We start from the raw sequence: 23868 nt of genomic DNA, 5'->3' as shown, positions 1-23868 counted from the left end.
CTACGTTTTAGTATAAAAAGTGAAAAAAATGCTACATACAATCTCGACAGCAAATCATTCAATCATAAACCCACAATTAATATCAGATCAAGATGCCGTATTGTTCTGGCAAAATGGCGTCGTTCTGGCGATACAAAATAACCCATTATTAAATGATATTATCCATAAAACCGAGCATTGCTATATCATCAATAGTGATATTGAAGCTCGTGGACTAAGTAATATTATCGATTCAAGGCTTAAAATTATTAATATGCAACAGGTTGTTGAACTTACAGCTAACCATTTTCCACAAATGAATTGGGAATGACTATAGACTAAGACATTCACTATTACCACCATTTAAAAGCTAAATCATACTAATTTGCAAAACCTAAAACCTAGGTTTAATATAAATATCAATTGTACTCAGTTAATATTCAAATTTAATGGCTAATTTATTAACGCTATCTGAAATAAGTAATTATTTAAAAAATGGTGAAGTGATCGCTTACCCAACTGAAGCCGTTTTTGGTCTAGGTTGTGATCCGGATTGTGAATCAGCCGTATTAAAGTTACTACAACTAAAACAACGATCAATAGATAAAGGCTTGATTTTAATTGCTAGCCGTTACCAACAACTAATTCCCTATATAGATGAATCAGCCATCACCAATGAACAAAAACAGTTAGCATTTACTAACTGGCCAGGGCCTGTTACTTGGGTTTTTCCTAAAAATAAAAATACGCCTTATTTTTTGACAGGTAAATTTGATTCTATTGCGGTGCGCGTCACCAATCATCCTTTAGTTTGTAAGCTTTGTGATCTTTATGGCAAACCGATTGTGTCAACTAGTGCTAATCTTTCTACTTATAACCCTTGCAAAACCGCCATCGAAGTTGCCAAACAGTTTGGTCAAAATTTTCCTATTTTAGGCGGTGAAACAGGCCATCGATCACAACCATCACAAATTAAAGACATCAAAACAGGGCAAATCATCCGGCAAGGGTAACTTTATGCAAAATTTATATATTGGTGTGATGTCAGGTACTAGCATGGATGGAGTTGATATTGCTTTGGTAAATATTACCGCAAAAAATGTCACATCAATAGCGAGCAACTGCTATCCAATACCTGCCGATTTAAAACAGCATTTACTAAAATTATGTGAAAGCCAGCAAACCACATTACAAAATTTAGGTGAGATAGATCATCAAATAGGCAAACTGTTTGCTGATAGCATAAATCAGTTTTTAAAAGATAATAATATTGATAAACAACAAATTAAAGCTATTGGCTGTCACGGACAAACAATTTACCATTCACCAAACGGTGATAATCCTTTTACCTTACAAATTGGTGATGCTAATATCATTGCCGCAAAAACAGGTATAACTACTATTGCTGATTTTCGTCGTAAAGATATGGCTTATGGCGGACAAGGCGCACCACTTGTTCCAGCTTTTCATAAAGCAGTACTACAAGATCCACAAATAAATCGCGTGATACTAAATATCGGCGGTATTAGTAACATTTCGGTATTAATACCCAATCAACCCATCCTAGGTTATGATACTGGTCCAGGTAATGTATTACTAGATGGTTGGATAAAAGAGCACTTAGATAAAAACTATGATAAGGGCGGATTATGGGCAAAAACAGGTAAAATAAACCAAAAATTATTAAACCTTTTATATCAAGAAGACTATTTTCAAATACCCGCCCCCAAAAGTACAGGACGAGAACTATTTAACTTATCGTGGCTTTATAAAAAATTAGCAGGAACACATTTAAAAGCACAAGATATTCAAGCAACACTGGTTGAATTTACCGCTTTATCCATTGCCAATGAAATTAATAAATTACCTATAGTCAGCGCATTACCTTGTGAGCTTTTAGTTTGCGGTGGAGGTGCTAAAAATCCACTAATTATGCAAAGATTATCGGCTTTATTACCCTCATGGGCAGTATTAACAACCGATACAAAAGGTATAAATGGAGACGATATGGAGGCAATAGCCTTTGCTTGGCTTGCTTATTGTCGAATCAATAATATTCCATCAAACATTCCAGAAGTAACTGGCGCAAGTCAAGCTGTTTGTTTAGGGGTTATTTATCAATAAACTAAAAATATAGATAAATTTTGATTAAATCAATCCAAAATGTTGTAACCCTTTAATTATTCCATCATTATCATTAGTATCTGTAACAAACTCAGCTTGCGCTTTTAATTCATCAACAGCATTACCCATAGCAATTGGATGATCAACGGTTAGGAACATTTCAAAATCATTCATGCCATCACCAAAGGCATAGGTTGGCACATCAGTAAATCCTTTATTTTTTAACAATTGAGTAATACCATAACCTTTAGAACCACCGTGATTAAAAACATCAACACAGTAAGGTGTATTACGAATAAAGGTTAACTCAGGGAAGATATCTCGATAAAGCGCCTCACCAGATTCACAAAGTAATAAAAGCATCTGAATAGGTGATTTTAAATAAATCTGATCATCGACAGGCGGAACTTGCTCTTTTAGGAAATGATAAAATTTTTTAGTCGGTTCACTATCTTGCGACACTCGCATAATTTCGTGATTATAAAAAGACAACGGAATACCTGTTTGCTGTTTAGAGTATTGATACAAACGATCAATAACACCCTTATCAATATCATTAGTAAAGACCTTTTCGCCTTCATATAAAACAACTTGCCCGTTCATGCCAATTATCGACTCAATTTGAGTCTTTTTCATTAAATCAACCACTTCACAAGGAGTTCGACCCGTTGCAATCATTGGCGTAATATTTTTTTGTTTTAATTTTTTTATAGCTTCAAAAGAGCTGGGTAATACATCAATTTGGCTATTAAATAGTGTCCCATCTAGATCAAAAAAAACAATAGCTTCAGGTTTTTGACTCATATCACAAATCCAAAATATGTTTGATAAAAGGAATGGTTAATTTACGTTGTTGCGCAAGCGTTGCCACCTCAAACTTTTCTAATAAAGAAAACAGTGTGCGCATATCACGGTTAACACGTTTTAATAAAAATAACCCAACTTCTGTTGATAATTCAAACCCACTTAATTGCGCTCTTAATTGTAAGGCTTTAAGCTTGTCATCATCGCTAAGCTCTTTTAATTGATAAACCTGACCCCAAGATAACCTAGAAACCAAATCAGGTAATATAAAAGAAATTTGTTTAGGTGGTCTACTTGCCGTTATCAATAATTTGCTCACGTTTTTTTCAGTTAAACGGTTAAATAAATCAAAAATAGCTTCTTCCCAATCCCTATGGCCTGCTATTGCATCAATATCATCTAAACAGACTAAATCATAATGATCTAATCCCTGCAGAATTTCAGGTACAAGATGATAATACTGCTTTAGCGGAATATAACTGGCTAATTTATTTTGACTTGATGCATGTAAAAGGTGAGTCCGACCCGCAGCGCTAGCCGACCATATATAAAAGATATTAAACCCCTCTTTACCTAATAAGGTTTGCAATGAATCAAACAATAATCGATTATCACCGACATAAAAACTATCAAAAGTTTCATTATTGGGTAATGAAAAAGGTAAAGGTAGCTGCGAAAGAGTAATAAACGAACCTCACAATAAAAACATAATCATGTTAAGTATAAATTTGCTTTTATAAAAATCAATCACTTTTCTATAAAAGTGAAATATCCTACCCTTTAAATTATTCAATGTGTACTTTAGTTGTACAAATATAGCTTAATTCATCACATAATAAGACAAAACTGAATCCATCGACTAATGTGATCATGACTTATTGATTCTTTTCCTGACTTTTATAGCATTATTTTATACTCATATTTAGGCAATAACTTACCATACTGTCGTTTTTTTATAAAAAATAAATTATTTTCATCAGAAAAATATTTTTTATTCCGTTGAAGCTAATAACTATGCAGCTTTTTTCCTAAAGCCAGGCATAAATTAAAAAAACATTTCTATATAACAAAAAAATAATACTCCCAATTAATGTTAGCTTCATTAAGGAGATATAGTTAGGTATAAAATAAAGTAATTGATAAAAATGATTCCAAGCAAAAATATAAAGTAAATTAAAAAACAACATTACAAAGATAGAAAGATGATTAAATTATTTAATAACGGATCTTTCATCCGAGTACAAAATAAAACCAATAAAAGGTAAAAAATCAAGCAAACAAATTTATTTTTTGTGGATAACTCTGTGATCAATTAGGATCATAAGCTGTTATCACTGCATTAATAACCTTAATCAATAAATCAACTGTGGATAAAGATAATAGTTATTAACAAGTTTAAACTTAAAAAGATCCGATCAATTAACAGAATTAGATGATCGATAAGATCCTATAAAATAATTATAAAAATGAGTTATCAACAAAAATGATCCATAGTAATAATAAAAATAATAAAAAGATCATCTAAAAGATCTTATTTAATTTAAATGGCGATCAAAATAGATCATTTGACGTAATCGAAAAGATGAGTAAAATTCCCTACGCTAAATAAACCAAATCTCCCGATCTAAATTAGCGATCATCTTTACAAAAAATAAATACGAGGCTTTTTTATGTTTTATCCAGATCTTTTTGATGTCATCATCGTTGGTGGCGGTCATGCAGGAACAGAAGCCGCAATGGCATCAGCAAGAATGGGACGAAAAACACTACTTTTAACCCATAATATCAACACATTAGGACAAATGTCCTGTAATCCAGCCATTGGTGGTATTGGCAAAGGACACTTAGTTAAAGAGATTGATGCAATGGGTGGATTAATGGCTCATGCTATCGATCTATCAGGGATCCAATTTAGGATCTTAAATAGTCGCAAAGGTCCAGCTGTTAGGGCTACACGTGCACAAGCAGATCGATCTCTCTATCGAAAAGTGATAAGGACAGCTCTTGAAAACCAAGAAAATTTAATGTTGTTTCAACAATCCGTTGAAGATGTGATCATTGAAAACGATCAGATCATTGGTGTAAAAACTCAAATGGGTGTTTCTTTTAAAGCCCAAGCTGTTGTATTAACAACCGGTACTTTTTTAGACGGTAAGATCCACATAGGACTTGATAATTATAGTGGCGGTCGCACTGGCGATCCAGCTTCGATCGGTTTATCAAAATCACTACATCAATACTCATTTAGAATGGGGCGATTAAAAACCGGTACCCCACCGCGAATTGATGCTAGAACTATTGATTTTTCAAAATTGGGCACGCAATATGGCGATGATCCTGTTCCAGTATTTTCATTTTTGGGTAATGCAAATGAACATCCTAAACAGATCCCTTGCTATATCACCAGCACTAATGAAACAACACACGATATTATTAGATCTAATTTAGATCGCAGCCCTATGTATACCGGCATTATAGAAGGCGTAGGACCAAGATATTGTCCATCAATTGAAGATAAGATCATGCGTTTTGCTGATCGTAATTCTCATCAGATCTATTTAGAACCAGAAGGATTAGACAGTAATGAGATCTATCCAAATGGGATCTCAACAAGCTTACCATTTGATACGCAACTTGCATTTGTGCGCAGTATGAAAGGATTAGAAAAAGCCAATATTGTAAGACCTGGCTATGCGATCGAATATGATTATTTTGATCCAAGGGATCTTAAACCAACACTTGAAAGTAAAGTGATCAAAGGTCTCTTTTTAGCTGGACAGATCAATGGTACAACAGGCTATGAAGAAGCGGCAGCACAAGGTATGCTTGCAGGTTTAAATGCAGCGCGCTTTGCATATGATCAAGATCAATGGTATCCAAGTCGCGATCAGGCTTATTTAGGTGTGCTAGTTGACGATCTTTGTACACTTGGTACTAACGAACCTTATCGCATGTTTACCTCGCGTGCTGAATATCGTTTAATGTTACGCGAAGATAATGCTGATATTCGTTTAACTGAAATAGGTCGCAATCTAGGCATGGTCGACGATTACCGTTGGCGTTGTTTTAATGAAAAATTTGATGCTATAGAGCAAGAAAGATCGCGTCTACGTGATATCTGGGTACATCCTCATATTGAAAGTATCGATGAAGTTAATGCTGTTTTAAGTGCTCATTTGACTAAAGAAGCCAATGGTGAAGAGTTACTTAAACGGCCTGAAATGAGTTATAACACATTGAAATCACTTTCATTATTTGCACCTGGGTTATCTGACCCACAAGCTGCCGAGCAGGTTGAAATTCAAGTAAAATATGATGGTTACATTAAACTGCAAATAGAAGAAATTGAACGTCAAAAGCGCAATGAAGAAACGCTTATTCCTGAGCATATTGATTATGCCGAAATATCTGGATTATCGAATGAAGTTGTGGCGAAATTAAAGCAACATAAACCTGTTTCTATAGGACAAGCTTCGCGTATTTCTGGTATTACACCAGCCGCTATTTCAATGTTATTAGTTTATTTAAAAAAGAAAAATTATGTTAAAAAAGAAACTCACTAATCTAATTGATCAAACGGATCTTTCGATCTCTCAATCGCAAATAGATCAATTGATCCATTATGTTGAGATGCTAAGCAAATGGAACAAAACTTACAACTTAACAGCAGTGCGCGATCCGAGCGAGATGTTAGTTAAGCATATTATGGATAGCTTAGTTGTATCGCCTTATTTAACTGGCAAAACCTTTATTGATGTAGGAACAGGCCCTGGTTTACCAGGCGTTCCATTAGCGATTATTAACCCCGATAAACAATTTGATTTGGTTGATAGTTTAGGTAAGCGTATTCGCTTTTTAAAGCAAGTACAGTTTGAATTAAAGCTAACAAATATTAACCCAATACAAAGCCGAATCGAAGAGTATAACGATAAAAAATTTGATGGGGTTATTAGCCGAGCTTTTGCCTCTTTGCAAGATATGCTTAATTGGTGTAAGCATCTTCCCGATCAACAAGGATCTTTTTACGCTTTAAAAGGGAGTGATATTGATCCTATTCCTGAAGGTTTTACGCTTAAACAAAATATCAAATTAACTATACCAGAATTAGATGCTGAAAGATGTTTGATTATTATTCAATAATTTTATACTAAAACACAGGTTTTTCTGAAACTTTTGTACAATATTAATGTTTACGTTTTTTCAAATAATCTTTAATACCATCAACAATTGATTTAGATACCTGATTTTGGAATGAAGCAGTCTTTAATTTTTTTTCTTCAGTAACATTACTAATAAAGGCTGTTTCGACTAAAACAGATGGAATATCCGGCGATTTTAATACTGCAAAGCCTGCTTTTTCAAGTGATGGTTTATGTAACTTATTAACTTTTTTCATTCGATTTAAAATAGCATTACCAAGTAACACACCATTACTTAACGTTGTTTTTTGAACCAAATCTAAAATAGTATCATCTAAATATTTATCGCCACTGCGACTTACGCCACCTATCTGATCTGCTTCGTTTTGAGTTTGAGCTAAATAACTTGCGGCGGAACTACTTGCCCCACGTGTTGATAATGCAAAAACAGAGGAACCACCGACAGAACGATTAGCAAACGCATCAGCATGAATAGAAATAAATAGATCAGCATGTAAAGATCGTGCCTTAGCTACTCGTACTTTTAAAGGAATAAACACATCTTCATTACGTGTCATGTAGACTTTTATATTTGGCTCTTTCTTAAGTAAATTATAAGTACGACGTGCAATTTGTAAAACAATATCTTTTTCACGTGTTTTATTGTAGCCAATAGCGCCAGGATCTTCACCACCATGTCCAGGATCGAGTACCACGATAATCGGGGCATTTTTATTTTTATTCGTTTGTGTTTTGATCTCAGATTGTTTTTTATTGAGATCACCTTTTTTATACTCTTCTAAAAGTGCAAGTAAAGGATCATCATCTGTGGTGGAAGCAGGTTTAGATGGATAAAGATCCATCACTAAACGATGCTTAAATTTCGCTATCGGTGCTAAGGTAAAAGTATTAGGTTTAACGCCCTGTTTTAATTCGATCAATATTCTCACTGTTTTAGGATCGCGTTGAACAACGCGTATCGATTTAATATAAGGATCGTGCTTTAATACTTTTGAAGAAATTTTTTTTAAGGTTGGATTTAAATTAATATTGTTAATATCAATTGCGATCCGGTTTGGATTACTCAAGAGAAAGTGTTTGTATTTTAATCTAATATTTGATTCTAAAGTGATTCTTGTATAGGTTGATGATGGCCAAACGCGCACAGCAATAACTTGCGCCATTGTTGCAGCAAAGCCTATACGAGTGACAGATAACAAACAAGTCGCAATAATACCTTTAACTAATAGGCGCTTTGTAGGACTAAATGTTTTTGACATATTTAATCTAAACACTTTATTTTCTATATGAGTTAATCGCAAATAATAACATAAATTATAAAGATATTAAAAAGAATGATTCTTATCTTCACCCACTTTTTAATCAATAACGCATCCATATTTAATGTTATAGCTCAATTAGCATTTAATAAACAATTATATGATATTACAAAATTGATTTTATTGGTTTTTATCCATCTTAACATCAGATGGTATATGTGATAATAGCAAAAATCACAAAACATCTGAAAAAGACACTGAAAAAGTGTTTTATACTAAAACACATATCTACCTGAAACTTCTTGACAGTATTTTTAGGGATTCTAAAAGGCCTATCTAACGTTTTGCGTTGCCATTTTTTATTTTATTATAGACCCTATAACTACAAAGGATTACAATATGGCTCGCTAAAATCGCGGATTTAAACCCGTTTTCATTTTAACAATTAAATATAGCTGAGTTATTGATGAGCAAAAAATTACATATCAAAACTTGGGGCTGCCAAATGAATGAGTATGACTCAACAAAAATGGCAGATCTCCTTGAATCCACCCATGGTTTAACATTAACAGACAATGCCGAAGAAGCTGATATTTTATTACTAAATACCTGCTCTATTCGAGAAAAGGCTCAAGAAAAGGTCTTTCATCAATTGGGACGTTGGAAAAACTTTAAACAACATAATCCAAATATCATCATTGGTGTTGGTGGTTGTGTTGCTTCGCAAGAAGGTGCTCAAATTCGTAAACGTGCACCATTTGTAGATATTATTTTTGGACCGCAAACTTTTCATCGCTTACCTGAAATGATTGAACAGATTCGCAGTGGTAACGATAATCATATTGTCGATGTTAGTTTTCCTGAAATTGAAAAATTTGATCGCCTGCCAGAGCCTCGTAGCGAAGGACCAACCGCATTTGTTTCTATAATGGAAGGATGCAATAAATATTGTACTTATTGCGTGGTTCCTTATACTCGTGGCGAAGAAGTTAGCAGACCTTGTGATGATGTCATCTATGAAATTGCGCAACTGGCTGAACAAGGTGTGCGTGAAGTCAATTTATTAGGTCAAAATGTTAATGCTTATCGTGGACCAACGTTTGATGGTGATATTTGTTCCTTTGCTGAGTTATTACGCTTAGTAGCAGCCATTGATGGTATCGATCGCATTCGCTTTACTACCAGTCATCCAATTGAATTTACTGATGATATTATCGACGTTTATCGTGATACACCAGAGCTAGTTAATTTTTTACATTTGCCGGTACAAAGTGGTTCAGATCGTGTATTAAACTTAATGAAACGTACGCATACCGCGCTTGAATATAAATCGATTATTCGAAAATTACGTAAAGTGCGCCCTGATATTCAAATTAGTTCGGATTTTATCGTCGGTTTCCCGGGCGAAACACAAGAAGATTTTGAACAAACCATGCAACTGATTGCTGATGTCAATTTTGATTTAAGTTATAGCTTTGTTTATTCATCACGCCCAGGTACACCCGCAGCTGAAATGGAAGATAATGTATCAGAAGAGGAGAAGAAGCAACGCCTTTACATTCTTCAAGAACGAATTAATCAGCAAGCCATGCAATTTAGCCGTCGTATGTTAAATACTGTTCAGCGTATTTTAGTTGAAGGTCCGTCCAAAAAAGACCTTATGGAATTAACGGGTAGAACAGAAAATAATCGAATTGTTAACTTTGAAGGTCGTCCTGATATGATTGGCAAGTTTGTTGACGTTGAAATTACTGATGTTTATCCAAATTCATTACGAGGAAAAGTGATTAGGACTGAAGATGAAATGGATCTACGTGTAAGCGAATCACCAATGTCAGTTATATCACGAACCCGAAAAGAAAATGATTTAGGCGTTGGGATCTATCAACCGTAAAAGTGAACGTAAAATATTTAGCTAGTTTTTATAATAGAACTTAGAAAATAATTAAATAAAGGATAGAAAGGAAAATATGTTTATTATTTTTGGAACTCGTGGAAGAGAAGTTAACGAACATAGTGGACAATTTAATTGCCCAAATTGTTGTTCACAACAAAATATTACTAACGACGAAAAACAACAAAAATATACGCAGGTAAAAGTAGCTAAGTATTTTACACTGTTTTTTATTCCTATTTTCAGTTACGAAACATTAGGGCGTTATATAAAGTGTAATGAGTGCAATAGTGATTATAATGAAAAAGTGCTCGAATATGTGCCGCCAACATTTGAAGAACAAGTTGCATCATATGTTGAACAAGAGTTAAAAAGCGGAACACCTATTTCAATGCTGGTCAATAAATTAAAGGCACAAGGATTTGATGAAAAACAATCAACAAATGCAGTAGATAATGTTGTTAACGGAAACATTGTTTCTTGTCATCAATGTAAAATGGATTTTTTTAAAGGCGTTGAAAAATGTTCTTTATGTGAACAGCGTCTTAGTAATTAAAATTAATTGATTAGAGGTTTTATCTTTGAATATTACGACACATGAAACCATGCTTGAACCAGCTGATAATCAGCGGCTCAATAGTCTTTGTGGTCCTTATAATGACAATATTAAACAACTTGAGCGTCGATTAGGTATTGAAATTAATCACCGTGGGAATTTATTTGCAATAACTGGTGATAGAATTTGTGTGCAAGCGACTGTCGATATTTTGCAGTCTCTTTATAAACAAACCAAAATAAAAGATAAAACGGTTGACATTGAACCCGAACAAATTCATTTAGCAATAAAAGAAACTGGTGCGCTTGAAAAGGTCAGTGAACACTTACCTGCTTATATCGATCATCAAGGCGGAAAATTAGTAACGATTAAAACTAAACGAGGTTTGATAAAACCCCGAACCGCGAACCAAGCACAATATATTGCGCATGTTTTAGATTATGATATTTCATTTGGCATTGGACCTGCTGGAACAGGTAAAACCTATTTAGCAGTAGCTGCCGCAGTTGATGCGCTTGAAAAGCAACAAATTCGTCGTATTGTGTTAACTCGACCTGCTGTTGAAGCAGGTGAAAAATTGGGCTTTTTACCTGGTGATTTAAGCCAAAAAGTGGATCCTTACTTACGTCCACTTTATGATGCCTTATTTGAAATGCTCGGCTTTGAAAAAGTCGAAAAATTAATTGAAAAAAGTGTGATTGAAGTGGCACCACTCGCCTATATGCGTGGGCGAACGCTAAATGATGCGTTTATTATTCTTGATGAAAGCCAAAATACGACTATTGAACAGATGAAAATGTTTTTAACCCGTATTGGCTTTAATTCAAAAGCGGTCATCACTGGCGATATCACCCAAATTGATTTACCTCGTCATCAAAAATCGGGTTTACGTCATGCTATTGAAGTACTCAGCCAAGTTGAAGAAATTAGCTTTAATTTTTTCAATAGTGAAGATGTGGTGCGTCATCCAGTGGTTGCTAGAATTGTTAACGCTTATGAAAAATGGGAAGAACAGCAACATAAGCCACAAACAGAAAAAAGTATTTAGAGGAGCTCTATTATCTCTATATCAAGTAAAAAAAAGAGAACGAACATTCGAGATCATTCAGCAGAAGCAACGTTGTTTTTTCGCAGAGCGTTATTTTCATTTGTTGTTATTATTATTTTAATTATTATTTTGCTGGTTAACCTTTCGGGGTTACAGATTTTGAATTACAGTTATTACAGCACAAAATCCAATGATAATCGCATTGAAATTATTCCTATTCCACCTAATCGCGGCATGATTTATGATCGTAATGGTACCCCATTAGCCATTAATAATATTACATATCAATTAAATATCATTCCCGATAAGATAAAAAATCTAAATGAACAATTTGAACAGTTAAAAAGTATCGTCGATTTAACTGATGAAGATATTGAAAATTTCCAAAAAGAACGTCGTAATTATAAAGCGCACAGGCCAGTTCCATTAAAAGATAATTTGACCGAACAACAAATTGCTCGTTTTGTTGTTGATCAGCATCGGTTTCCATATGTTTCAATCGCCGATATACAGCATCGCTACTACCCTTATGGTGCATCTCTTACTCATATTCTTGGCTATATTTCTAAAATTAACAGCCAAGATAAACAGCGTTTAGATGATGAAAATAAAACCAGTGATTACGTGGCAACGTTTAATATTGGTAAAATGGGAATAGAAAGGTATTACGAAGACGTATTACACGGAACGCCGGGTTATGAAAAGGTTGAAGTCAACAGCCGAGGGCGTATTGTCCGACAACTTAACCAGCATCCACCGAAAGCAGGCGAGGATATCTATTTATCTATTAACCTTAAATTGCAGCTTTATATTGAGCAATTACTCGCTGGACGTAAAGCAGCCGTAGTTGCTATTGATCCGAATAATGGTGAGATTTTAGCCTTGGTTTCTAGCCCAAGCTATGATTCCAATCCATTTGTAGGCGGGATATCAAGTAGTAAATATAGCGAATTGCTTAAAGATCCAAATAAGCCTCTTTTTAATCGGGCTTTACTGGGCGCTTATCCGCCTGCTTCGACAGTGAAACCTTTTATTTCTATTGCGGCTTTAAGTGAAGGTGTTATTTCACCAAAAAGTGTGGTTAATGATCCCGGTTGGTGGCAATTACCTGGTACTGAACGACGTTATCGAGACTGGCTTAAATGGGGGCATGGTCGCGTTGATGTATTAAGAGCGATTGAAGAATCAGTTGATACCTACTTTTATCAAGTTGCCTATGATATGGGGATTGATCGCTTAAATTTATGGATGACTAAATTTGGTTATGGTGAGCGAACAGGTATTGATATATCACCAAACGAAGAAACTCGTGCGGTTATGCCGAGCCGTGAATGGAAAATGAAGCGCCATAAAAAGTCTTGGTTACAAGGCGATACCATTCCAGTTGGTATCGGTCAAGGTTATTGGACGGCAACCCCAATCCAAATGGCAAAAGCATTAACGACCTTGATCAATAATGGTAAAACTTACACACCACATTTTTTATTATATAAAAAGAGTGATATTTTAAATTCAAATGAACATCAACCAATAGTTAATCCTGAAAATTATATCGAAACAAATAGCTTAGTTGATGTCAACCCAACTTATTGGTCACTTGCTAAAGAAGGTATGAACCGTGTCATGTTTGGATCACGAGGAACGGCACGTAAGATTTATGCTGATGCAAAATATCAGGCAGCAGGTAAATCAGGTACCGCACAAGTTTACGGTTTGAAACAAGATGAAATCTATAATGCGCATAAGATCCCTGAGCATTTACGCGATCACGCATTATTTATTGCCTATGCCCCTTACGATAAGCCAAAAATTGCATTAGCCATTGTTTTAGAAAATGGTGGGGGCGGAAGCTCAAACGGTGGTGCGGTAGCGCGTAAAATCTTAGATTTTTACCTTATTGGTAATAATTCAACAGAGCTAGATGAACTATCATCCAATACAGGAATAGAGGACTAATGATGAATAATATCAAAAAGAGTTTTTGGCAAAAAATACATATTGATCCCCTGTTCTTTTTATTTATTACATTATTGCTTGCTTATAGCCTTTATATTCTTTGGAGTGCAACTGGGCAAAGTATTGATATGATACAAAAGCGAGTAATACAAATATTGCTTGGATTTATTGTAATGATTGTACTAGCTCAGTTTTCACCCAGAACCTATGAAAAGTGGGCACCATATCTATATGTCGTTTGTATTTTGATTCTATTATTAGTGGATATTTTTGGTTATACCAGTAAAGGCGCACAGCGTTGGTTAGATTTAGGTATTTTGCGGTTTCAACCTTCCGAAATAGCCAAAATAGCGGTGCCATTAATGGTTGCCAAATTCATTCATCGTGACGGATGTCCGCCACCATTAAACACCACCTTACAAACACTTGCTATTATTGGCGTACCGACGTTACTTGTTGCGATGCAGCCCGATTTAGGTACCGCAATTTTGATTGTCATGTCAGGCATTTTTATTATCTTTTTAGCGGGCATGAACTGGCGCTATATTCTTGTTGCACTTATTTTAATAGCAATATTTTTACCGATTATGTGGTTCTTTTTAATGCATGATTATCAGCAAAAACGCGTATTAATGCTGATCAACCCTGAGCTTGATCCAAGTGGGGCTGGCTATCATATTATTCAATCGAAAATAGCAATTGGATCGGGCGGTATATGGGGTAAAGGTTGGCTTGAAGGTACACAATCGCAACTTGAATTTTTACCAGAGAGGCATACCGATTTTATCTTTTCAGTTATTGCTGAAGAGTTTGGTTTTGTTGGATCTATCGTTTTACTGATTCTATTTTTATGCTTAATTGTGCGCGGGCTGATTATTGCTACGCAAGCCCAAACCACATTTGGGCGAATCTTATCGGGTGGGCTAATTTTAGTGTTTTTTGTTTATGTGTTTATTAATATAGGTATGGTCAGTGGAATCTTACCTGTAGTTGGTGTACCATTACCACTCATAAGCTATGGGGGCTCATCTTTAGTCGTATTAATGGCAAGTTTTGGCATTATGATGTCTATCCACACACATCGATATATGTTATCTAAAAATATTTAACGGAATTTAAATAAATGACAAAGAAATTTAAATTATCTTTTGCTTTTTTCGTGCTTACAGTTTGTTCATCAGCATCGGCCGAAATGGCATTTCCTATTCCAGCTATTCCACAGTTAGATGCTGAATCTTATATTTTAATCGATGCAAAATCAGGTGAAATTTTAGCGCAATATAATGCTGAACAGCAGCGCGATCCGGCAAGTCTAACAAAAATGATGACCAGCTATGTGGTGGGTCAAGCGCTACAGACAGGGCGCATTAAAAATGATGATATGGTTGTGGTCAGCAAAGACGCATGGGCGACAGGTAACCCAGTGTTAAAAGGGTCATCATTAATGTTTTTAGAAGTCGGTAAAACGGTATCGGTTTCTGATCTTAACAAAGGCATCATTATCCAATCTGGTAACGATGCGTGTATTGCTATGGCTGAGCATGTTGCTGGTAGCCAAGGTGCTTTTGTTAATTTAATGAATGATTACGCCAAAAAAATTGGACTAAATCATACCCATTTTGAAACTGTACATGGACTTGATGCACCAGGGCAATACACAACAGCCAAAGATATGGCCTTTTTAGGACAAGCATTAATTCGTGATTTACCTGAAGAATATTCCATTTATAAACAAAAAGAATTTACCTATACCCTATCAAAACCCCAACTTAATCGAAATGGATTACTTTGGGATACTACATTAAATGTAGATGGCATCAAAACAGGTCACACCAATGCCGCAGGTTACAATTTAGTTGCTTCAGCGGTTGATGGCAATACTCGTTTAATTTCAGCGGTACTGGGTGGTCGCACCTTTAAAGGCCGTGAAGAAGAAAGTAAAAAGTTATTAGTCTGGGGATTCCGCTTTTTTGAAACCGCAAACCCTATAAAAGCAGGTACGCCATTAGCGACCGAAACGGTTTGGTATGGTGATGAAAATAAAGTTCAATTAGGTGCGATTGATGGATCTTATATCACTGTACCAAAAGGCCGCTCTGCAGATGTGCAAGTTGAATATAAAATTGATGATTATATTTATGCCCCAATCACTAAAGGCACTACAGTGGGTAAAATGCAGTTTCTATTAGATGGCAAAGTGATTAGCGAACAACCTCTGGTTGCTTTACAAAACATCGAAGAAACAGGATTTTTCGGTGGTATATGGGATTGGATCTGCCTACAGTGCCATAAGTTATTCAGCTAATTTTTATTATCATTGTTCTGTAAGCGGACGCTTACAGAACAACCTACCCCCCTCAAAAAATATAATCTAATATAAAAATCACCGCTCAAAAACTGTTATAAAAAATATTGATTTTATTTAAGTTTTTATTGTTTGTTTTAATATTTGCTTATTAAATAAATAATGTAAGCTTAATAAAACTTACCTATATCTAAATAACGATAATTAGCTTCTCTAACAGCTAATAAATAGAAATAAAGCTGGTAATCTTATACTTTTTATGCTATAAAACGCACGCTACATTTCATATTATTTTTTTTGTAAAATTAATGATGAATAAAAGCATTAAATTTAATGATTAATTAACGTTATAACACACACATATCATTACACTTTTCCGGGGTGCCTTTTACCTTGTGTAATTAGGTCGGTTAAAGCGGATATGTGGAGGCATAACCCCAACGTCAAAATGAGGAAATCATGACTACAGTATCAATGCGCGATATGTTACAAGCGGGTGTACACTTTGGACACCAAACTCGTTATTGGAACCCAAAAATGAAACCATTTATTTTTGGTGCACGCAACAAAGTTCATATTATCAATCTTGAAAAAACAGTACCATTGTTCAATGAAGCATTAGCTGAATTAAACAAGGTTGCTGCTCGTAAAGGTAAAATTTTATTTGTTGGTACAAAGCGTGCAGCTAGCGAAGCAATTAAACAAGCAGCTGAAAGTTGTGGACAATACTATGTTAATCACCGTTGGTTAGGTGGTATGTTGACTAACTGGAAAACAGTACGTCAATCAATCAAACGTTTAAAAGATTTAGAAACACAAGCTAGTGATGGCACATTTGATAAATTAACCAAAAAAGAAGCACTTATGCGTGCTCGTGAAATGGCTAAATTAGAAAATAGCTTGGGCGGAATTAAGAATATGGGTGGCTTACCTGATGTGATCTTTGTGATTGGTGCAGACCACGAACATATCGCTATCAAAGAAGCTAACAATTTAGGTATTCCAGTCATTGCTATTGTTGATACTAACTCAGATCCTGATGGAATTGATTACATCGTACCAGGTAATGATGATGCAATCCGTGCAATTCAATTATATGCTAATGCAGTTGCTGAAGCAGTACGTTCTGGTCGCGAGCAAAACCAATCTCCAGTATCTGAAGAAAGCTTCGTAGAAGAAGCTCCAGCAGCAGAGTAATAAACTCAAATATTTTCAGGGTCGATACTTAATGCTATCGACCTATTCTAATGAAAGTTATCACAATGGTTAAATAGAGGATTAAAAAATGGCTGAAGTTACCGCTTCTATGGTAAAAGAACTGCGCGAAAGAACTGGCGCAGGTATGATGGAATGTAAAAAAGCATTAGTTGAAGCTAATGGTGATATCGAACTTGCAATTGACAACATGCGTAAATCAGGTCAAGCAAAAGCCGCTAAAAAAGCAGGTCGTGTTGCGGCTGAAGGTGTTATTATTTCTAAAATCTCTGCGGACAAAAAATTCGGTATTATCTTAGAAGTAAACTGTGAAACAGACTTTGTTGCGAAAGATGCTGGATTTTTAGCATTTAGTGATAAAGTTGCTGAAGCAGCATTAACTGAACGCACTAGTGATATTGCTGCACTGCAAGCTAAATTTGAAGAAGAGCGCACAGCTTTAGTTGCTAAAATTGGTGAAAACATCGGCATTCGTCGCGTTGCACAAATCGCTGGTGATGTTGTGGGTAGTTACCAACACGGTGCGCGTATTGGTGTATTAGTCGCTGCTAATGGTGCTGATGATGAATTAGTTAAACATATTGCAATGCACATTGCTGCAAGCAAACCAGAGTATGTTGATCCCAGCGATGTTCCAGCTGATGTTGTTGAACATGAACGTAACATTCAAATCGATATCGCAATGAAATCAGGTAAACCACGTGAAATCGCTGAAAAAATGGTTGCAGGCCGTATGCGTAAGTTCACTGGTGAAGTATCACTAACTGGACAACCATTTGTTATGGATCCTTCAAAAACGGTTGGCGAATTATTAAAAGAAAAGAGCGCAGCAGTTGCTTCATTCATCCGTTTTGAAGTGGGTGAAGGTATTGAAAAAGTTGAAGTTGACTTTGCTGCAGAAGTTGCTGCAATATCGAAACAATCTTAATCGTTTCAAAAAACCGCCGTTAAGGCGGTTTTGTTTATCTACAAAATATTTTAAAATTACTATAGGCTAATTTTTTTAGCTTATTGAGTAATAAAACAACGAAATAGTGAGACTTCAGTATGGTGACCCCTTTCTATAAACGTATTCTTCTTAAACTCAGTGGCGAAGCACTACAAGGCGACGAAGGTTTTGGTATTGATGCCACCGTTCTAGATCGCATGGCGCAAGAAATCAAAGAGCTAATTGAAATGAATGTTCAAGTCGCTGTTGTTATTGGGGGCGGTAATCTATTTCGGGGTGCAGGGCTTGCTAAAGCGGGAATGAACCGCGTTGTTGGCGATCATATGGGAATGCTAGCAACTGTAATGAATGGTCTTGCGATGCGAGATGCGTTACACCGAATTGAAGTTAATGCCCGTTTAATGTCAGCCATTCCATTAAACGGTGTATGTGATGATTATCGCTGGACCGAAGCAATTAGCTTGCTTCGTCATGGTAGAGTGGTTATTTTGTCTGCTGGAACAGGCAATCCATTTTTTACCACCGATTCAGCCGCATGTTTACGTGGTATTGAAATTGAAGCTGATGTTGTTTTAAAAGCCACCAAAGTTGATGGTGTTTATTCAGCCGATCCCATTAAAGATCCAACAGCAACACTTTATAAAACATTAAGTTATGACAAAGTGCTTGATGATGAACTTAAAGTGATGGATTTAGCTGCATTCACATTAGCAAGAGATCATAATCTACCCATTTGTGTCTTTAATATGAATAAACCTGGTGCATTGCGTCGCGTTATTTTAGGTGAACAAGAAGGGACATTAATTAATAACAAAGCAACAGTAACCAGTTAATTATCTTTATTTTAAATAAGGCTTTTATTATGTTAAACGAGATTCAAAAAGAAGCGCAAACGCGCATGGAAAAAAGCATTGATGCGTTTCAAAATCATATTTCTAAAGTTCGAACCGGTCGTGCATCACCAAGTTTATTAGATGGCATTATGGTTGAATATTACGGCAGCCCAACGCCACTGCGTCAACTAGCTAACATCGTTGCTGAAGATGCAAGAACGCTGGCTATCACCGTATTTGATAAATCATTAACTCCTGCTATTGAAAAAGCAATTTTAACGTCTGATTTAGGGTTAAACCCAGCATCAGCAGGTACTGTTATTCGCGTACCATTGCCACCACTAACAGAAGAACGCCGTCGTGATTTAACTAAAATTGTTCGTAACGAAGCGGAACAAGGTCGTGTATCTATTCGTAATATCCGCCGAGATGCCAACGATCAAATCAAAGCATTACTAAAAGATAAAGAAATTTCAGAAGATGATGAACGTAAAGCACAAGATTTAATCCAAAAAGCGACAGATGCCGCAATTAAAAAATTAGATACAGTGCTTGCCGATAAAGAAAAAGAGTTAATGGAATTCTAATTCTTCTACTTTTTCCCTTTTCTTCCAAACGCTCTGTTTTATAAAGTAGAGCGTTTTTCCCTTGAAAAACTAATTTTTATACTGAAACCTATTTTAGGATGGAAAATACCAATATAAGTAATCTAAATTTTTATTGGTTGATAGGAAAAATCTTTTTCTTGTTAATCATAAGCAATAATTTATAATGATTAATTACTGGACGTCCGATATTACTATCGCTTAGTTATTTTATGTATTATTCAATTCAATTCTGTATAAGGATTATCAACGATGGCAAAATCTAATGTACCTGCAACAAAAAGCACAATGATATTAGATAAGCTAATACAGATTCTTTTTTCTGAACGAACTTTCGAAGGTTGTGAAGAATTTGAGTTCCGTAAAAATTTGAAGCCTTTTCCTCAAGGAGATTTAATTGGGGATCAATTGTGGGCATTTTTTTATGCTTGTAAGAGGGATGTTTCAACTGCATTATCGCTATTTGAAAGATCTTTTTCTTATAATGAGCCTTATTTTATGATGAATTATATAACCTATTTGTCTTATATAGGGTTAATTAAAAAACATATTGCAGAAATTATTAGAGCAAATAATCAAATTTCAAATAACTTTAATTTGTTAAAGAGTTTGTTTGATGCATATTTATGGAATGGTAATTTTGAGGGAATTAATAAAGTATATCAAGAACTTGATAAATTAAATAAAAAAGATGTTATTTCTGAGTTATCTCAACATCTTGATTCATTGCATCAATTTCAAACTAATTTAAAATTGAGTGATGAAAATATGCAATTTTTACTTAAAACTTTTCTTGATATAGCAGATACCTATCGGTTATCACATTCTAAAATTTGTTGTGAGTATTATCCAGACGACGATATTAATATTATGATACTAACAACCAACGACTCTGATTTTGTACGTTTGGCTAAAATAGATGGTGAGTTGGCTGATAAAATTGCTGAAAATGAACACCTTCATGATAAGGCTTTCGGAGTCTCTATTCGTTATCTAAAATCTGAATATCGAGTTATTACTTAGGAGGCGAAAGTAAGTGTCAGTAAACTGCAAAGACTTTCTCTCTTTTGCTGAAGATTCATTAAAACGGAATGATGAAATCGGTTATCGTAATGCAATTGCTAGAGCATATTATAGTTGTTACCATGCTATCTTATCTTCAATCAATTTTAGATTACCTAAAGATGAACCATCTCATAAAAGTGTGACCGATTATTTAGCAGCTCCGGGTAAAGATGAAGCCATTCCAAGAATGAAATTAATTTCTTTAAGGGCAAGATTGTTAGAGCAAAAAGCACTTAGAATTAAATGTGATTACCATTTACAAGAAACATTAGACAAAAAAGAAGCCGAACTTAGTATAGCTAAAGCTAGAAAATTTATATAAGATATAGAAGAATTTATACCTTTATCAAATGACTCAGCGCCAAACTCTTAACTATTACTACCTTTAAAAATAGCCCATTTAAAAAATATAGAAAGTCCCCCCTCAATGATAACGGTAAAAAAGCATTTAAAAATGTAATATAGACAGATGTAATATTTACTTTTTTAACTATTATTCAAAAAAAACAACCTAATTATCCTCAACAAAACCGGCTTATACCCCATGCCTTTAAGGCATACATAACTATAAAATATAAGTATTTTACATAGATTGATGAAGTGCCTATACTTTTTTGAAGTTAGTTATTTAAACTATTTCTGCTTGTGTTATCCGCTCTGATCTTATCTATATAGATAAGTTGGTTTTTGGTTTAGAGGCATTTTACTGGCCAAGGTTTCAACGTTAATTCCACTATGGAGCTAGTTGAATAAAAGGTACTTTATGTAATGAAAACACTATTATCGTGTCAGACAGAACCAGAAAAAGCATCCCATTGGTCTGCTATTTTTTCATTATTCATGGGGGTAACCAGCCTTATTGCGGCTGAGTTTATTCCTATCAGTTTGTTAACACCTATTGCACAAACATTAAAAATTACTGAAGGAATGGCAGGTCAAACGGTCACTGCTGTGGGGATTTTTGCTGTTATTGCAAGTTTGCTACTAGCGCCGCTAACAAAAAAAATAAATAGACGATTAGTGTTATTAACGCTCTCTATTTTATTGATAATTGCTAATATATTAGTCGCATTTACACCTAATTATATCATTCTACTGATAGGGCGCAGCATATTGGGGATATGTGTTGGTGGCTTTTGGTCTATGGCCTCAGCGGTGACGCTACAACTTGTACCGACAAAAGATCTATCTCGTGCATTAAGTATTATCTATGCTGGTGTTTCAGTGGCAACGATTATTTCACTACCATTAGCAAGCTATTTAGGTAATCTGATTGGTTGGCGAAATATCTTTTTGCTATCGGCATTACTGGGTGCTATCGCCTTTATTTGGCAATTTATTGCATTACCTACTTTACCTGCACAGCAAGGTAATAGTTTTAAAAATATGTTTTTTCTCTTAAAACAGCGCTGGATAACGATAGGAATAGTAGCTACGATATTTAGTTATGGGGGATATCACATATTTTTTACATATTTAAGACCATTTTTAGAACATAATCTTGCCTTGCAAACAAATACCCTCTCTACGCTTTTACTTCTATTTGGCATTGCTAACTGTATTGGCACCCTTATTGCCGGTTTTGTGATGGGTAAACAATTTAAAATAACGATGATAGTTGTTCATTTTATTTTATTGATGCTTGCTATTATTTTAATGTTTATCAATAAAAATATAACATTCAATATGTTAATCGTTATTGTTTGGGGGTTGATGTTTGGTTTTATTCCGGTAGGTTGGTCTACTTGGATTGTACGTACACTTGCCGATAAAGCCGAAATGATGGGCGGATTATCTGTTGCGGCGATTCAATTTTCTATCGGATTGGCAGCGGCAATGGGAGGCATCATCTTTGATCATAAGGGGATGCAAGGTATCTTTTTTAGTTCTGCGCTAATTTTTTTATGTGCCTTGATATTAATTAAACTCAGCTTTTGGTTATTTACTCGTGTAACAGCACATCCTATTGCATAGTAATATTTTTTGCAATTGATTGAAAATATTAAATTAAAATTCACTTATTAAAAGGATCACATTAATGAAAAAGGTTTTATTTTATTTCAAAGATAGTACTGCTTTAATCGTCTTTTTAAGTCTTTTTGGGTTATTTTTATCACCATCAGTAATGGGAGCCGATATGTCTAACAATGCGAATAATTTTTATCAAAGCGATAATGTCACTATGCAAAAAGTTAGTTTTCTAAATCAATATAAAATGAGCGTGGTTGGAAATTTATTTATGCCTAAAACGCTTGATCCAAAAAATAAATATCCAGCCATTATTGTTGGACATCCAATGGGTGCGGTTAAAGAACAAAGTGCCAATTTATATGCGACTAAAATGGCTGAACAAGGCTTTATTACATTAGCCATTGACTTATCTTTTTGGGGCGAGAGTGAGGGGCAGCCGCGTAATGTTGTATTGCCCGATATATATGCAGAAGATTTCAGTGCTGCAGTTGATTATTTAGGTACTCAAACTTTTGTGGATCGTCACAATATTGGCGTAATTGGTGTTTGTGGTAGTGGTAGTTTTGTTATTAGTGCCGCTAAAATTGATCCTCGTTTGAAAGCTATTGCAACGGTAAGTATGTACGATATGGGTTCGGCCAATCGCCATGCTCTTCACCATTCGTTAACACTTGAACAGCGAAAACAGATCACTAAACAGGCGGCAGAACAACGTTATGTTGAATTTACCGGTGGTCAGACATTATATACAAGTGGTACGGTCAATAAAGGGCAACTCAAACCAGAAGATGGTCCAATTGCCCATGAATTTTACGATTTTTATCGTACGCCTCGTGGTGAATATACGCCAGCCAGTTCAACGCCAGAACTAACGACTCACCCAACATTAACCAGTAATGTAAAATTTATGAACTTCTATCCATTTAACGATATTGAAACCATTTCACCACGACCAATGTTATTTATCACAGGTGATCAGGCTCATTCTAAAGAGTTCAGTGAAGATGCTTATAATCGCGCAATAGAGCCGAAAGAACTCTATTATGTAAAAGGAGCTGGGCATGTTGATCTTTATGAGCGAATCGATTTAATCCCTTTTGATAAATTAACAACCTTTTTTAAAACGCATTTAAAATAGCCATTAA

22 protein-coding genes are annotated in these 23868 nt (G+C 35.0%); 19 read left to right on the top strand and 3 right to left on the bottom strand.

Features of this window, described 5'->3' with window-relative positions:
* The first annotated feature begins 28 nt into the window (after positions 1-28).
* The 3 genes from tusB to ACYIAL_RS09685 all read left to right on the top strand — a co-directional run bounded on the left by tusB (position 29) and on the right by ACYIAL_RS09685 (position 2103).
* Positions 29-310, top strand: coding sequence for a sulfurtransferase complex subunit TusB (tusB, locus tag ACYIAL_RS09695; RefSeq protein WP_483751559.1), 282 nt, complete (start codon positions 29-31; stop codon positions 308-310).
* 118 nt (positions 311-428) lie between these two features.
* Positions 429-992 (top strand): L-threonylcarbamoyladenylate synthase type 1 TsaC, encoded by a 564-nt coding sequence (gene tsaC, locus ACYIAL_RS09690; protein WP_483751558.1) that lies wholly within the window; start codon positions 429-431, stop codon positions 990-992.
* A gap of 4 nt (positions 993-996) precedes the next feature.
* Positions 997-2103, top strand: a complete 1107-nt coding sequence (locus tag ACYIAL_RS09685; RefSeq protein WP_483751557.1) for an anhydro-N-acetylmuramic acid kinase — start codon at positions 997-999, stop codon at positions 2101-2103.
* A 24-nt stretch (positions 2104-2127) separates the two neighbouring features.
* On the opposite strand, the gene ACYIAL_RS09680 is transcribed toward ACYIAL_RS09685, so the two are convergent.
* Together ACYIAL_RS09680 and hda are read right to left on the bottom strand one after the other, a co-directional pair.
* Entirely contained in the window at positions 2128-2907 is a 780-nt protein-coding gene (locus tag ACYIAL_RS09680) for a Cof-type HAD-IIB family hydrolase (RefSeq protein ID WP_483751556.1), read from the bottom strand.
* 1 nt (position 2908) lies between these two features.
* A complete protein-coding gene (gene hda / locus ACYIAL_RS09675; protein ID WP_085247622.1) occupies positions 2909-3592 on the bottom strand; it encodes a DnaA inactivator Hda in 684 nt (227 codons plus the stop codon).
* Positions 3593-4577: 985 nt separating this feature from the next.
* Between hda and mnmG the strand changes: the two genes are divergently transcribed.
* Together mnmG and rsmG are read left to right on the top strand one after the other, a co-directional pair.
* A complete protein-coding gene (mnmG, locus tag ACYIAL_RS09670) occupies positions 4578-6470 on the top strand; it encodes a tRNA uridine-5-carboxymethylaminomethyl(34) synthesis enzyme MnmG (RefSeq protein WP_483751555.1) in 1893 nt (630 codons plus the stop codon).
* Positions 6448-7047, top strand: a complete 600-nt coding sequence (rsmG, locus tag ACYIAL_RS09665; protein ID WP_483751554.1) for a 16S rRNA (guanine(527)-N(7))-methyltransferase RsmG — start codon at positions 6448-6450, stop codon at positions 7045-7047. The genes mnmG and rsmG overlap by 23 nt, the downstream gene beginning before the upstream one ends.
* Positions 7048-7090: 43 nt before the next feature.
* Here the strand turns inward: rsmG and ACYIAL_RS09660 are convergent, their stop codons facing one another.
* Positions 7091-8326, bottom strand: a complete 1236-nt coding sequence (locus ACYIAL_RS09660; protein ID WP_483751553.1) for an N-acetylmuramoyl-L-alanine amidase — start codon at positions 8324-8326, stop codon at positions 7091-7093.
* 466 nt (positions 8327-8792) lie between these two features.
* On the opposite strand from ACYIAL_RS09660, the gene miaB reads away from it, so the two are divergent.
* The 14 genes from miaB (at position 8793) to ACYIAL_RS09590 (ending at position 23861) form a co-directional block, all read left to right on the top strand.
* Positions 8793-10220: a tRNA (N6-isopentenyl adenosine(37)-C2)-methylthiotransferase MiaB gene (gene miaB, locus ACYIAL_RS09655; protein ID WP_174796410.1), complete on the top strand. Its 1428-nt coding sequence runs from the start codon at positions 8793-8795 to the stop codon at positions 10218-10220.
* 76 nt (positions 10221-10296) lie between these two features.
* Positions 10297-10776, top strand: a complete 480-nt coding sequence (locus tag ACYIAL_RS09650; RefSeq protein ID WP_483751552.1) for a zinc ribbon domain-containing protein — start codon at positions 10297-10299, stop codon at positions 10774-10776.
* A gap of 25 nt (positions 10777-10801) precedes the next feature.
* Positions 10802-11824, top strand: a complete 1023-nt coding sequence (locus ACYIAL_RS09645; protein ID WP_483751551.1) for a PhoH family protein — start codon at positions 10802-10804, stop codon at positions 11822-11824.
* Between the two features lie 18 nt (positions 11825-11842).
* On the top strand, positions 11843-13780 hold the full coding sequence (mrdA, locus tag ACYIAL_RS09640; RefSeq protein WP_483748189.1) for a penicillin-binding protein 2: 1938 nt from the start codon (positions 11843-11845) through the stop codon (positions 13778-13780).
* On the top strand, positions 13780-14889 hold the full coding sequence (gene mrdB, locus ACYIAL_RS09635) for a peptidoglycan glycosyltransferase MrdB (RefSeq protein ID WP_174796413.1): 1110 nt from the start codon (positions 13780-13782) through the stop codon (positions 14887-14889). The genes mrdA and mrdB overlap by 1 nt, the downstream gene beginning before the upstream one ends.
* A 14-nt stretch (positions 14890-14903) precedes the next feature.
* On the top strand, positions 14904-16085 hold the full coding sequence (locus ACYIAL_RS09630; protein WP_483751550.1) for a serine hydrolase: 1182 nt from the start codon (positions 14904-14906) through the stop codon (positions 16083-16085).
* A gap of 459 nt (positions 16086-16544) precedes the next feature.
* Positions 16545-17282, top strand: a complete 738-nt coding sequence (rpsB, locus tag ACYIAL_RS09625; RefSeq protein WP_065638006.1) for a 30S ribosomal protein S2 — start codon at positions 16545-16547, stop codon at positions 17280-17282.
* A gap of 88 nt (positions 17283-17370) precedes the next feature.
* Positions 17371-18228 carry a translation elongation factor Ts gene (tsf, locus tag ACYIAL_RS09620; RefSeq protein ID WP_483751549.1) on the top strand — a complete coding sequence of 286 codons (858 nt, stop codon included), beginning with the start codon at positions 17371-17373 and terminating at the stop codon, positions 18226-18228.
* Between the two features lie 119 nt (positions 18229-18347).
* On the top strand, positions 18348-19082 hold the full coding sequence (pyrH, locus tag ACYIAL_RS09615; protein WP_483751548.1) for a UMP kinase: 735 nt from the start codon (positions 18348-18350) through the stop codon (positions 19080-19082).
* A 29-nt stretch (positions 19083-19111) separates the two neighbouring features.
* On the top strand, positions 19112-19669 hold the full coding sequence (gene frr / locus ACYIAL_RS09610) for a ribosome recycling factor (protein WP_065636398.1): 558 nt from the start codon (positions 19112-19114) through the stop codon (positions 19667-19669).
* A gap of 270 nt (positions 19670-19939) precedes the next feature.
* The gene (locus ACYIAL_RS09605) at positions 19940-20710 is read left to right on the top strand and encodes a hypothetical protein (RefSeq protein ID WP_483751547.1); all 771 of its coding nucleotides are present in this window, start codon (positions 19940-19942) and stop codon (positions 20708-20710) included.
* 13 nt (positions 20711-20723) lie between these two features.
* Entirely contained in the window at positions 20724-21074 is a 351-nt protein-coding gene (locus tag ACYIAL_RS09600) for a HEPN domain-containing protein (protein ID WP_483751546.1), read from the top strand.
* A 446-nt stretch (positions 21075-21520) separates the two neighbouring features.
* The gene (locus tag ACYIAL_RS09595; RefSeq protein WP_483751545.1) at positions 21521-22726 is read left to right on the top strand and encodes an MFS transporter; all 1206 of its coding nucleotides are present in this window, start codon (positions 21521-21523) and stop codon (positions 22724-22726) included.
* Positions 22727-22790: 64 nt separating this feature from the next.
* Positions 22791-23861 (top strand): alpha/beta hydrolase, encoded by a 1071-nt coding sequence (locus ACYIAL_RS09590; protein WP_483751544.1) that lies wholly within the window; start codon positions 22791-22793, stop codon positions 23859-23861.
* The last annotated feature ends 7 nt before the right edge of the window (positions 23862-23868 follow it).

It is taken from the genome of Gilliamella sp. X-57, assembly GCF_057063565.1.
The sequence above is the reverse complement of the archived record's forward strand: the minus strand, read 5'-3'. Positions and strand labels throughout refer to the sequence as shown.